Genomic DNA, 12,619 nt, shown 5'->3' on the forward strand with positions numbered 1-12,619 from the left:
GCAGGATAGGCCTCGTCCCGCCGGAAGGGCCCGGGCATTCATTCGCGTTCAAGGGCTTCAATCAAATCCGGCAAGTCCGCAACAGTATCAATCACATGGTCCGCGCCGGCGGCCTTCAGTTTTTCAGTTGCAGAGCGTCTTAAGGCGTCAACGTCGGCATCTGCCAAGTTGGCTAGCTGGTCCGGGGTCTTTCCCACATAGTTTCCAGACAAAGCAAGCCCGACCGTTACGCATCCGGCTGAAACACCTTCAGCTATGCCAGGTACGGTATCGTCCACCTTTATGACCGCAGCTGGCGGATAGACCACAAGATCAAGGAAACACTGATACATGCCCAGTGGACCCGGTCTTCCTTCAGTTAGGTCATCAGAGCACACCAGATTGTCTGGTTCATAACCTTGGCCGGCTGCCACGGGAAGAACCCGTTCCATAATTGAGCGCGTGTAGCCTGTGGTTGAGCCTATCTTGATGCCCTTCTTGCGAAGAGCCTTCACGACGTCGGCAGCGCCGGGGACGAGATCTGCGTAATCTGCCACGACCTCTTCGTTCATCGGGACAAAAACTTCATAGACCCTGTCGACATCAGCACCAGTTGGCACTTGGCCGAACCTGGTTTTCCACTGTGAGGCGATGTCAGGATCATCCATCATTGAGCGAATGTGATCCCACTTGGGTTGGCCCATGGGTTCACGTGCCTGTTCGACGGATGCGGTTATCCCAAAGTGGTCAAATGCCTTGATGAAAACACCCATTGGAGCAAAGGAACCGAAATCGATCATTGTGCCGGCCCAATCGAATACAACGGCTTTGAATTTGCTCATGTCTTTTCCTGCGCTGCATTGGGCGGAAGTGGTTCAGCCGCCATTGGTTGCCAACGATACTTTTCCGCGTTGCTGCCACCAGTCTTATTAGTTGTCTCATATGTCGTTGCTGCGACGGAAGCAGCCATAGGTTTCCAGGACCCATCATACGCCCAGATCAGCAATCGGGGCTCGGACCGTGCCGATCTGCTCCAAATGGTGCGCAACCCTCAACGCCAGGTCTTCGCGCCAGGCAGGCGCAATTATCTGAACGCCGATGGGCAGGTCTTCCCCATTCAGCCAGACTGGCACAGTGACTGCCGGAAGGCCGATGAAGGAAATTGGCTGGGTAAAGATACCGATGTTAGGGCGTGCAGGAACCGTTTCACCGTTGAGTGTGAAGGTCTTTGTACCTGAAGGAAGCGCTTGAAAAGGTGTTGCTGGCGCGATCAGAATGTCAATCTTGTCAAACAGGCCATGCATCAAGTCGCGGAACCAGCTGCGAAAACGTTGGGCCTGTTGAACCCAGATCGCAGGCACCATTGTACCTGCCAGAAATCGGTCTCGTGTCTCCGGGTCAAAATCCTGTGGTCGTTCGCGGATCCGATTGAAATGTAGTGTCGATCCTTCCGCGGCAGTGATTACATATGCTGCCGCCCGTGCCCTGGCTGTCTCTGGAATGTCGATTTCGTGGCTTGCCCCCAAGGCTTTGGCGACCAGATCAACAGCGTCGAGCGCAGCAGGCAGGAGATTTTCACGAAAGTAACCTCCCGCCACAGCTACTCTCAGCTGGTCGACGTTTTCGTTCAATCGTTGATGCGTTTCGATTTCCGGGTGGTCCGACTGTGCAGGGTCAGCCCGATCGAGTCCCTGAAGCACATCAAATATCAGAGCGAGATCTTCGGCAGAGCGGGTGAGGGGGCCGAGGTGATCGAAACTTCCGACAAACGGATAAGTTCCGGCCCGGCTCAACCTTCCATACGTAGGTTTCAGTCCGAAGAGGCCACAAAAGGAGGCAGGCACCCGAATGGACCCATTCGTGTCTGAACCCATCGCGAACGGAACGATGCCCGATGCCGTTGCAGCTGCGGACCCTGAAGATGAGCCTCCCGTCATGTGGGCGGTGTTGTGCGGGTTCACGCAGTTGCCATCATGCGCATTTTCACCGGTAAAATCGTAGGCATACTCTCCCATATGCGTTGCCCCAACGAGGACGGCGCCAGCAGATTGAAGTTTGTTGACGAGCGTTGCGTCTGCGCTTGCAGGTGCATTTACTTGCGTAATTTTTGCGCCGGCTCGTGTGGTTATGCCTTTGATATCGTATAGATTTTTGACGGCGTAGGGTACACCCGCGAGCGGCAAATCTGCGCCGGACTGAATGGCGTCATCAACGTTTCTGGCCTCGGTAAGCGCGCGTTCCGGCGTGGTATCCGTGAATGCGTTTATCTTGGGGTTCAGGACATCAAGGTCCTCTAGTGCGGTATGGGCAACTTCAAGAGCTTTGATGTTGCCGGCTGATACCTCAGCAGCAATCTGGGCTGCCGACCAGGAACGCAAGGCTTGACGGTCGACACTCATGGACGAAACACCGGTGCCGCTTCGATGTCATCTTCCAGGGGAAACTCCAGAACGGACTGTGCAGCTTTTTCAATTGCAGTTATGTGCATTTTAACGACGGGACGCCAATCAGCCTCAATCGTAAGGTCAAGGGTTTGCTCCATGTGAGCAACGTGGTCATCGGCTTGAAATGGCTTCGACATGGTACAGTCCCGATCCTGTCAACAATTACATGGTGCATCATTCAAAGGCTGCCTTGTTCTGTCCAGCGGATATTGGATGAACAAGTGAAAGAAAGTGTCTTTTGAAATTCCAATTGCGTATGAAGACAGGCTTTGGGTCATTTGCGCCCTCACTTTTTGAGAGTGGTACCCTTTTATTGGGAACTCCTGTCGGCTAGGCTTTGTGAGACGCAATTGGTTCTCTTACGGAAACAGGCGTATTTGGGGCAATTTTTATTGAGCCGGTCAATCGTTTTCTTTATTAGGCTCAAAACTTTGCATTGATTTCTTCATCCTCTTTAGGAGGAGCAATGATTGAAGTGATTCCCGGCTGGGTGCGAAGCGGCGACTCGCGTTTTGTGAGCGCACGATTTTCGATCATATCGATCTTTTTATTGCTGTTGCTGAATGGTTGCACGTTGTCTGATGCACCTGTTCTTTCACCCAAAGGACCAGTCGCACTTGCAGAACGGGATCTGCTGTTCACCGCCTTTGGGCTGATGATGATTGTCGCAATTCCGGCGATCTTGCTAACGCTTTATTTCGCCTGGCGATACCGTGGATCGAACGAGACTTCCACCTACACGCCGAATTGGGAGGGGTCGTGGAAAATCGAAACCGTTGTCTGGCTTGTGCCCGCGGTTATCATCGTTGCACTGGGTACACTTGTCTGGACATCAACACATAAGCTTGATCCGTACAAAGCCCTTGTTTCCGACAAACCGGCCTTCAAGGTGCAGGCGATTGCGCTCGATTGGAAATGGCTGTTTCTCTACCCCGAGCTTGGTTTGGCAAGTGTCAATGAACTGGCGTTTCCAGCTGACAGGCCTGTATCCATTGAAATCACGTCCGACACCGTAATGAATTCGCTGATGATACCTGCCCTTGGTGGACAGATCTACGCGATGGCGGGCATGCGCTCCGAAATCAATCTCATGGCAGATGGTCCCGGCGTCTTCATGGGCCGAAATACCATGTATTCCGGTGACGGGTTCTCTGATCAACACTTCAAGGCGCACGCATTGAGCGAGGCGGATTTCCAGGCATGGCAGGGAAAGGCGTCCGACATGGGCAAAGCGCTTGATGCTGGTGTTTATGCTGAGTTGCACAAGCAAAGCATTGCCGATCCCGTGAGTTACTTCAGCTCCTACGAAACCGACCTTTTCAGAACAATCATGAAGAAATATGCACCGGTGAGCACACCCCATCATCACGATAGCAGCAAGGAAGAGGGGGCTTCTTGATGCTTGGGCGTCTGACCATTGAGGCTCTGCCGTTTTATTCCTGGGTTGCCATGGGCGGCGCATTTGTAACCGTTGCGGGCGGCGTTGCGGTCTTTCTGCTGATCACTTATCTGCGCGCCTGGAAAGTTCTATGGACTGACTGGCTGACAAGCGTCGATCACAAGAAGATCGGTATCATGTATGTCGTTCTGGCGCTTGTGATGCTGGTACGCGGCTTTGTCGACGCGCTCATGATGCGGGCACAGCAGGCCATCGCGCTCAATAGCGAAGGTTATTTGCCGCCTGAGCATTTTGAACAGATTTTCTCCTCCCATGGCACCATCATGATCTTTTTCGTGGCGATGCCCTTCCTGACAGGGTTGATCAACATCATCGTTCCGCAACAGATCGGGGCGCGGGATGTCGCCTTTCCGTTTTTGAACTCCGTCAGTTTGTGGATGACTGCGGCAGGTGCCGCACTTGTGCTGGTCTCGCTGGTTGTTGGCAAGTTCTCGCAGGCGGGCTGGACAGGGTACCCGCCTTATGCAGGCATTGAATACAGCCCAGGCGTCGGGGTGGACTACTGGCTTTGGGCGCTGATTGTCAGTGGTGTCGGCAGCACGCTGTCAGGCATCAACTTCATTGTCACGATCGTCAAGAACCGCTGTCCGGGCATGACGTTCATGCGCATGCCCATGTTCACTTGGACAACGCTCTGCATTTCGATCCTGATTGCCTTTGCCTTTCCGGCCCTGACGGTGGTTGCTGCGCAGCTGACGCTGGATCGGACGCTCGGTTTCCACTTCTTCACCAATGGCGACGGCGGCAACATGATGATGTATGCCAACCTGCTTTGGATCTGGGGGCATCCGGAGGTTTATATTCTCATCCTTCCGGCCTTTGGTATTTTCTCCGAGGTGGTGGCGACGTTTTCCCGCAAACGCCTTTTCGGCTACCCGTCGCTCGTCTATGCAACTGCGTGTATTGCGCTTTTGTCCTTTACCGTTTGGCTGCATCATTTTTTCACGATGGGATCCTCGGCCAATGTCAACGCGGTCTTCGGGATCGCCACCATGATCATTGCGGTGCCAACCGGGGTCAAAATCTTCGACTGGCTTTTCACCATGTTCCGGGGACGGATCGAGTTTCATCCCTCCATGGTGTTCACAATCGGCTTCATGGTGACGTTTGTCATAGGTGGCGTTACAGGCGTGCTCCTGGCTCTACCTCCGGCCGACTACCTGATGCACAATTCAACCTTTCTGGTTGCTCATTTTCACAACATGCTGATCCCGGGGGCCCTGTTCGGCTATTTCGCCGGTCTGAACTATTGGTTCCCGAAAGCGTTCGGTTTCAAGCTGGACCGCAAGTGGGGAATCCGGTCTTTCTGGTTCTGGCTTATCGGCTTCTATCTCGCTTTCATGCCTCTTTATGTACTCGGCTTCATGGGTATGAGCCGACGCATGGAGCACTATGCCGACCCGAACTGGCAACCTTATCTTGTTGTCGCAGCGCTTGGTGCAATTTGCGTTATGATCGGAATTGCCTGCATCGCCATACAACTGATCGTATCCGCAAGGAACTGGGGGTCTTCACGGGACATCACCGGTGATCCCTGGAATGGCAGAACGCTGGAATGGGCCACCTCTTCACCGCCAGCGCCCTATAACTTCGCGATTATCCCTGATGTGCGCGACATTGATGCTTTTCACGACATGAAAATTCGTGGCACTGCTTATGCTCCATCTGCGCAGTACCAAGACATTGTGATGCCGAAAAGCACGCCGCTGGGACCCATTCTCGGCGCTTTGGCGTTCGGGCTGGGGTTTGCCTTCGTCTGGTATATCTGGTGGCTGGTGGCGCTTTGTTTTGTGCTTTCGCTTGTGTGTGTCGGCATAAGGGCCTGCGACGACAATTCCGACTTCGTTCTGTCGGCAGCAGACGTCGAGAAAATCGAGAGAGCCCGGCTCGCACAGATATCATCGGCGGATCTACACGATATGCGAGACTTTGTGCCGTTGGGAGAAGCGTCGGGTGAAGCGCTGCCGGGGAGGGTGATGTGACCGAACTTTCTGCTGGCAACACTCTTTTGTTGGAAGAGGAAGAAAAGACTTCACTTGAAGCGCGAGAATTCGGGTTCTGGATCTATTTGATGACAGATGCCGTCATTTTCGCGCTTCTGTTTGCCACGTATGCGGTGCTGGCGAATAACTCGGCAGCTGGCCCCACCTCCCAAGACGTGTTTGAGCTTTCCCATACAGCGGGTGAAACGGCGCTTTTGCTGTTGTCCAGCCTCACTTTCGGGTTCGCGACCATTGCCATGACGCTCGGTCGGTCCGGGCGCGTTGTATTCTGGCTGATCATCACACTGCTGCTTGGCATCTGTTTTTTAGCGATGGAATTTGTTGAATTTCAGGGAATGCTCGAAAAAGGGGCAGGACCTGAGGTTAGTGGCTTCTTGTCTGCGTTTTTTACGCTTGTTGGGACACACGGACTTCACGTTGCCTTCGGGGCACTCGGGATCTGCGTGATGATTGGTCAGGTACTGATCAAGGGGCTGACTTTGCCGGTGCGATCTCGGCTCGTTCGCCTTGGTCTTTTCTGGCACTTCCTTGATATTGTCTGGATCGGGATTTTCTCGGTCGTCTATCTGCCCGGCGTGATGTGAGGAAAACAAAATGACCCCCGCGGCTGAACGCAGTTTGACCACTTACCTAATCGGCTTTGTTCTGGCAGTTGTTTTGACCGCTATTCCCTTTGCGGTCGTTTGGGGCGGGCTTCTGGCTGGCCCTGCGGTCTATGTGGTTATCGCGATTGCTGCGGTGCTGCAGGTGATGGTGCATCTGGTTTTCTTCCTTCACCTGAATTTCAAATCCACACCCGCCGAAAATCTGTTTTTCCTAGCCTTCGCATCGGTGCTGATCATCATCATGGTGGGTGGCAGCCTTTGGATCATGACCGACTTGCACCACAGGATGATGTGAAAGGCTGAATGGTGGAAATCACCTGCGCTTGGGCGGCTTCAATCGCTTATCGACTGTTTTTTAGCCGCTATCTCTACCTTTCAAAGGTATCAAGTCATTACTCATGTAATTTAGAGTAAGGTTACAATACATTTCAATTGAATTCAATTTTAATAAAATTAAATTCGTATTACTCGAAATTCTTGGTATATTTTTCAAGTATTTATTTGAATGAAATCAAGGAAAAATGCGGGCAAGGTTAATAGGTGATCGTCGGAATTGTCGTATGCGGCAAACTTGAAAACCGAGGTGGTTACTTAAAAATGATCTAAATATCAATTGTTTGAAGCCTTTTTTGGCTTAGTCTCTGATCTGCTTTTCGGCCATGGCTTCCTCCCGCTGACCAAAATCACTTCAGCTTTTCTTTACACTTCAAATTCCTAGTAAATCTCTTCTTCTGCGGAGAGGTATTACTAGTGTTTTATTCAAATGCTAAGTATCAATTTTATCGTCAGAGTTCGAATGCGTTGTTGCGAAATTCGATTTTGCCGGCATTTGCAACGACGATTTTTTTGAGCGCTTTTCTGCTCTTTTCTGTGCAGCCCTACTTCACAAAACTTGTTGTTCCAAAACTCGGTGGCTCGCCGGGGGTGTGGTCGGTCGCTATGGTCTTTTTTCAAGGCGTCTTGCTACTCGCTTACACCTATGCGCACCTGTTGATGAAGTTCCTGTCGTTTCAAAAAGCCGTTTTTGTACATGGGTGCGTGCTTGTGTTTGCGTTCGTGTATCTGCCTCTGGGACTATCGCAGAGCTGGATTTCGCCACCGAACGAACATCAGGAACTTTGGATATTGGGATTGTTCGCGTCGTCCATAGGCGTGCCGTTTTTTGCCGTTTCTGCAAATGCCCCATTGCTTCAGGCCTGGTTTGCGCGATCCGGTCATTCGCATGCCGAAGATCCCTATTTCCTGTATGGAGCGAGTAACATCGGCAGTTTCTTGTCCTTGTTCCTTTACATATTGGCAATTGAACCGGTTTTTTCGCTGAACACCCAGTCGATGCTTTGGTCCTCGGGATATCTGGTCCTGGCAGTATCCATCATTGGCTGTGGAGCACTTGCGTTGTATTTTCCCATGCAAGCCAATCCGGCACGGTCCCGGTCCTCGGCTCATGAAACCAGGTGGGAAATGGATAAACCACTCGCCTGGTCCAGTCGGCTGACGTTTCTGGGGCTGTCAGCCATACCCTCGGCGCTGACGATTGCTATTACCGCTCATATCACTGTCGATATTGCGTCTGCTCCGTTTCTTTGGGTTGTTCCACTCGCCCTATTCCTTCTAACCTTTGTGCTTGCTTTCAGTACACGTCAGGTGGTCCGGGTCGAGTTTTTAGCAAGGCTGTTGCCTTGGGTGGCCATTCTGATCGCGAGCAGCTTGCTGATGGGAGCCAGCCTGCGCGTCTTCGCTTCGCTTGGCTTTAATCTGATCGGATTTTTTGCCGCAGCCCTTTACTGTCATGCGCTGCTCTACAAACTTCGTCCCGGCGCAATTCATCTGACCGAATTCTACCTTTGGATTTCTTGCGGAGGTGTCCTCGGCGGGCTGTTCGCGGGGCTGATTGCGCCTCAAATATTCGGCTGGGTGGCTGAGTATCCACTTTTGTGGTTCTTGACCGTTCTTGTGGTCTTGCTCCATGGCCAGAGTTTTCGAGCAAGGACCATTCTCACCATCTCATCGGGAGTGGTTCTGGCATTTGGCATTTATCAGCTGGGTGCTCTTGAATTGAACTCAGGGTTAAATGACGTCGCCTCACGGGGCTATTTGCTCTTGTTTCTCTTGGTGTCTGTAGCTGTCTTGCAGATGAAGGCGCGGCTCGCGGCAGTTCCAGTGCTTTTTGCGGCAGCTGCAGTGACTGCACTCCAATTTGGGACGTACGATGAATTGGTATCCCATCGCTCATTTTTCGGTATCACGAAGGTAAGACACTCAGATGATGGTGCACACAGGATCATGGTTCACGGCACAACCGTTCACGGCGCAATGCGCGTTGAAGACACGGACGACGCCGGGCCGGAAGCACTGACTTACTATCACGAGACAGGAGAGATGGCTGCCGCGCTTAAATCCATCCAGAACAGAATGGGCGGGCACATCAACGAAGGAGCAATCATCGGGTTGGGAACAGGCAGTTTTCTTTGTCACCGACGGCCTGAAGAAAAGTGGGCAGTCTTTGAGATCGACCCATCGGTTATAAAGGTTGCATCAGATCCACGATATTTCCAGTTTGTGTCCGACTGCGCACCTGATACGCGGATGGTGCTCGGAGACGCCCGGCAGACGCTGGCGCGCGAACCCAATGGGCGTTTCGACTATGTCTTGATCGACGCTTTTTCCTCAAACGCCATCCCGATGCATTTGCTGACACGGGAGGCGCTCCAGCTCTATTTTTCCAAGATTTCCGAGGATGGCCTGCTGGTCATGCATATCGAGAACCGCAAGATCGAACTGGCGAGCGTTGTCGCCGCCATTGCGGAGATAGAAGGCTGGTCTCTTCGCGTCGCGAAATTCAAGAACAATGACCGCTTGGCAACCAAGGATCACGTTTATCCGACACATGTCGCTGTTCTGGCCAGGGCACCTGAAGTGCTGGGTGATCTGGCCGCCGATCCAGATTGGAAGTCCGTATCTTCAGGAGACACAAGCGCCTGGACAGATGATTATTCCAACATCTTGAGCGCACTCTTCCGAAAGTATTGGAACACCAGTTAGCAAAACTGTTCTGCTCAGCCCGCCGCGCAATTGCGTCCTTGGATTGCCATCTGTTTGGCAAAGGCTATGTGGCGGACATGATCTTCTGAGCGTGGTGGGCAATCATACGTTCTTCTTCGGCCTCGACGATCCACGCCGCAACTTTGGAACCATCTCTGTGCAGTTTGGCAGAGCCTTGAAGATTGGCAGCTTCATCGAGCTGAACGCCGAGCCATGACAGTTTTTCAAGGATGTTTGCGCGGACTTTTGCGTCATTCTCACCGATCCCACCAGTGAATGCGATGCCGTCAAGGCCGCCCATCGCTGCGATCATCGAGCCAGCATGGCGGACAGCCCAGTAACAGAAATGCTCCACGGCGAATTGCGCACGCTCAGTACCCAGCGACTGCAGTTTGCGCATATCACTTGATCCGGAAAGGCCTAAAAGGCCGCTTTCCTTGTTCAGGATTTGTGTTGTCCTCTCGACGCCAAGATCTGAAGCCATGGCCAGAACCAGATTGGCATCAATCGACCCTGTTCTCGTACCCATGGTCAGTCCTTCAAGGGGGGAATAACCCATGGTGGTGGCAACGGATTTCCCGTCCTTGATCGCGCAAAGGCTTGCACCATTGCCGAGGTGAAGAGCGAGCAGTCTTTTTGGCAACGGTTGCCCTGAAATCTCCGGAAGGCATAGCGACAGGCTTTCATAAGACGTGCCGTGAAAGCCAAATCGACGATGTCCTTTTTCGTCCTCACTGTCAGGCAGGGCGTAACGCAACGCAACTTCAGGGTTGGTGGCGTGAAAGGCGGTGTCGAAGCTGACGCATTGAGGCAGGTCGGGGGCAAGCTCTGCAACCGCGTGTATTGCTGCCAGGTTGTGCGGATTGTGCAGCGGTGCGAGAGGAATACAGCGCTCGATTTCCGCAAGAACCTCATCGGAAACCCGTTGCGATTCTTTAAGGTTACGACCGCCATGCACCACTCTGTGCGCTGCTGCTGTAAGGCCAGCAAAGTCAATTCCGTGCCGTTTCAGGGCACGGAATATTTCATCGAGTGCCGTGACGTGGTCCGGCAAGGAGATCTCGTCCTGCTGATCGCCAATGCTCAGCGCCGAAGCACCGCCGATTTCGACCGCGCTGCCGCGGAGCTTCTTTGTGAAATCAGCTCCGAACAGCACAAACTTGATCGAGGACGATCCGGAATTCAGGACGAGAATATCACCCATTGTCTTTGCGTTTCTCCGGTCAGCTAACCTTCTGCGGCCGCATGTCAGAGGCAGATATGCCCGCGACTTCGACTGGTTTCTTCATTGCGTCGCGCCGGAAAGGTTCGCCAAGCTCCTGATTGATCAGAACCTCGATCAAGGTGGTTTTGCCATCGTTCATCTGACGATCGATAGCACTGTCCAGAAGCTCTCTTACTTCATCCATGCTGCGCGCCTGAACGCCTTCAAGACCGCAGGCTTTTGCGATTGCGGCATAGCTGACGTCTTCATCGAGTTCCGTTCCGACAAAATTGTCGTCGTACCAGAGTGTCGAGTTGCGCTTTTCAGCGCCCCACTGGTAGTTGCGGAAGACGACCATGGTGATCGCCGGCCATTCCTTGCGACCAATAGCTGTCAACTCCGTCACGGCAATGCCAAAGGCACCATCGCCGGCAAAACCGACGACCGGTGTGTCGGGGCAACCGATTTTTGCACCGATGATTGCCGGCAATCCGTAACCGCAAGGTCCGAACAGGCCAGGTGCGAGATATTTCCGGCCCTGCTCAAAGCTTGGATAGGCATTGCCAATCGCGCAGTTGTTGCCAATATCCGAGCTGATGATTGCTTCCTTCGGAAGAGCGGCTTGAATAGCACGCCAGGCCTTGCGCGGGCTCAGCCAATCTGGCTTTGCAGCGCGGGCACGCTGGTTCCAGGACGTGCCTTCATCGTCGTCTTCATGATCCATGGACGAAAGCTGCTGTGCCCAACGGGATTTGGTTTGTGAGATCGTATGAACACGATCGTCCCGGCCGTTGTTTCCGGCGTTCGGTGACAGTTTCTCCAGGATTGCATCGGCAACTTTCCTTGCATCGCCAACAATGCCGACCGATACGGTTTTGGTCAGGCCGATCCGGTTTGGATTGATGTCGACCTGGATGATCTTGGCGTCTTTCGGCCAATAGTCCATGCCGTATCCGGGCAGAGTCGAGAACGGGTTCAAGCGAGTACCAAGCGCAAGGACGACGTCCGCCTTGGCGATAAGCTCCATGCCTGCCTTGGAGCCATTGTAGCCGAGAGGGCCCGCAAACAGGCGGTGCGAACCTGGGAACGCATCATTGTGCTGATAGCCGCAGCACACTGCCGCGTCGAGCTTTTCGGCCAGTGCCATGGACGCTGGAATTGCGCCTGCAAGAACAACGCCTGCACCGTTCAGTATCACGGGAAATTTGGCGGTGCTCAAAAGGTCGGCTGCCTGGGAAATTGCGTCTTCGCCGCCGCCTGGGCGTTCGAAATCGACAATGGCGGGCACCTGGGCATCAATGACCTGGGTCCAGAAATCGCGCGGGATGTTGATCTGTGCCGGTGCACTGGCACGCTTGGCCTGCATGATCACGCGGTTCAGTACTTCCATCATGCGTGACGGGTCACGAACTTCTTCCTGATAGGCCACCATGTCCTTGAAGAGCGCCATTTGCTCTACTTCCTGGAACCCACCTTGACCCAGCGTCTTGTTGGCTGCCTGGGGGGTGACCAGAAGCAGAGGTGTGTGGTTCCAGTAAGCCGTTTTGACGGCGGTCACGAAGTTCGTAATCCCGGGCCCATTTTGCGCAATCATCATGCTGACTTTGCCGGTTGCCCGGGTGTAGCCGTCGGCCATCATCCCGCCCGAGCCCTCATGGGCACAATCCCAGAACTTGATGCCTGCCTTTGGAAACAGATCGGAAATCGGCATGAAAGCTGAGCCGATAATTCCGAACGCATGCTCGATTCCGTGCGCTTGAAGCACCTTCACGAATGCTTCTTCGGTGGTCATTTTCAAGACGAATACTCCAGTGAAATCAGAAAGACCGATGCCGTCATTACGGCGTTTCGGAGAGGATTTAACTCGACTTCCTGATGCCCTC

Annotated in this window: 10 protein-coding genes; 5 read left to right on the top strand and 5 right to left on the bottom strand. The window is 53.3% G+C overall.

Translation table 11 applies throughout. The features are described 5' to 3' along the window. Positions 1-38: 38 nt before the first annotated feature. The 3 genes from phnX to K1718_RS13080 all read right to left on the bottom strand — a co-directional run bounded on the left by phnX (position 39) and on the right by K1718_RS13080 (position 2,560). Positions 39-821: a phosphonoacetaldehyde hydrolase gene (gene phnX, locus K1718_RS13070; RefSeq protein WP_265682337.1), complete on the bottom strand. Its 783-nt coding sequence runs from the start codon at positions 819-821 to the stop codon at positions 39-41. 144 nt (positions 822-965) lie between these two features. Next, positions 966-2,378, bottom strand: coding sequence for an AtzE family amidohydrolase (locus K1718_RS13075; protein WP_265682336.1), 1,413 nt, complete (start codon positions 2,376-2,378; stop codon positions 966-968). Further along, positions 2,375-2,560 (bottom strand): DUF4089 domain-containing protein, encoded by a 186-nt coding sequence (locus K1718_RS13080; RefSeq protein ID WP_265682335.1) that lies wholly within the window; start codon positions 2,558-2,560, stop codon positions 2,375-2,377. The genes K1718_RS13075 and K1718_RS13080 overlap by 4 nt, the downstream gene beginning before the upstream one ends. A 329-nt stretch (positions 2,561-2,889) precedes the next feature. Here K1718_RS13080 and cyoA point away from each other — a divergent pair, with 329 nt between their 5' ends. The 5 genes from cyoA (at position 2,890) to K1718_RS13105 (ending at position 9,532) form a co-directional block, all read left to right on the top strand. Next, positions 2,890-3,822 carry a ubiquinol oxidase subunit II gene (gene cyoA / locus K1718_RS13085; protein WP_265682334.1) on the top strand — a complete coding sequence of 311 codons (933 nt, stop codon included), beginning with the start codon at positions 2,890-2,892 and terminating at the stop codon, positions 3,820-3,822. Then, positions 3,822-5,864: a cytochrome o ubiquinol oxidase subunit I gene (gene cyoB, locus K1718_RS13090; RefSeq protein ID WP_265682333.1), complete on the top strand. Its 2,043-nt coding sequence runs from the start codon at positions 3,822-3,824 to the stop codon at positions 5,862-5,864. Before cyoA ends, cyoB begins: the two co-directional genes overlap by 1 nt. Then, the gene (gene cyoC / locus K1718_RS13095) at positions 5,861-6,469 is read left to right on the top strand and encodes a cytochrome o ubiquinol oxidase subunit III (protein WP_265682332.1); all 609 of its coding nucleotides are present in this window, start codon (positions 5,861-5,863) and stop codon (positions 6,467-6,469) included. Before cyoB ends, cyoC begins: the two co-directional genes overlap by 4 nt. Positions 6,470-6,479: 10 nt before the next feature. Next, positions 6,480-6,785 carry a cytochrome o ubiquinol oxidase subunit IV gene (cyoD, locus tag K1718_RS13100; RefSeq protein WP_265682331.1) on the top strand — a complete coding sequence of 102 codons (306 nt, stop codon included), beginning with the start codon at positions 6,480-6,482 and terminating at the stop codon, positions 6,783-6,785. A gap of 644 nt (positions 6,786-7,429) precedes the next feature. Beyond that, a complete protein-coding gene (locus tag K1718_RS13105; RefSeq protein ID WP_265682330.1) occupies positions 7,430-9,532 on the top strand; it encodes a fused MFS/spermidine synthase in 2,103 nt (700 codons plus the stop codon). Positions 9,533-9,596: 64 nt separating this feature from the next. Here K1718_RS13105 and K1718_RS13110 read toward each other — a convergent pair whose 3' ends face one another. Together K1718_RS13110 and xsc are read right to left on the bottom strand one after the other, a co-directional pair. Continuing rightward, complete coding sequence (locus K1718_RS13110; RefSeq protein WP_265682328.1) at positions 9,597-10,736, bottom strand: acetate/propionate family kinase; 1,140 nt, start codon at positions 10,734-10,736, stop codon at positions 9,597-9,599. 19 nt (positions 10,737-10,755) lie between these two features. Then, on the bottom strand, positions 10,756-12,534 hold the full coding sequence (xsc, locus tag K1718_RS13115) for a sulfoacetaldehyde acetyltransferase (RefSeq protein WP_265682327.1): 1,779 nt from the start codon (positions 12,532-12,534) through the stop codon (positions 10,756-10,758). Positions 12,535-12,619: the final 85 nt, after the last annotated feature.

The organism is Roseibium porphyridii, from assembly GCF_026191725.2.
Classification (GTDB): Bacteria; Pseudomonadota; Alphaproteobacteria; order Rhizobiales; family Stappiaceae; genus Roseibium; species Roseibium porphyridii.

What these genes read in the sequence shown, in the direction of transcription:
- phnX (WP_265682337.1), bottom strand. Translation starts at nt 821, where the DNA reads ATGAGCAAATTCAAAGCCGTTGTATTCGATTGGGCCGGCACAATGATC.
- K1718_RS13075 (WP_265682336.1), bottom strand. Translation starts at nt 2,378, where the DNA reads ATGAGTGTCGACCGTCAAGCCTTGCGTTCCTGGTCGGCAGCCCAGATT.
- K1718_RS13080 (WP_265682335.1), bottom strand. Translation starts at nt 2,560, where the DNA reads ATGTCGAAGCCATTTCAAGCCGATGACCACGTTGCTCACATGGAGCAA.
- cyoA (WP_265682334.1), top strand. Translation starts at nt 2,890, where the DNA reads ATGATTGAAGTGATTCCCGGCTGGGTGCGAAGCGGCGACTCGCGTTTT.
- cyoB (WP_265682333.1), top strand. Translation starts at nt 3,822, where the DNA reads ATGCTTGGGCGTCTGACCATTGAGGCTCTGCCGTTTTATTCCTGGGTT.
- cyoD (WP_265682331.1), top strand. Translation starts at nt 6,480, where the DNA reads ATGACCCCCGCGGCTGAACGCAGTTTGACCACTTACCTAATCGGCTTT.
- K1718_RS13105 (WP_265682330.1), top strand. Translation starts at nt 7,430, where the DNA reads ATGGTCTTTTTTCAAGGCGTCTTGCTACTCGCTTACACCTATGCGCAC.
- K1718_RS13110 (WP_265682328.1), bottom strand. Translation starts at nt 10,736, where the DNA reads ATGGGTGATATTCTCGTCCTGAATTCCGGATCGTCCTCGATCAAGTTT.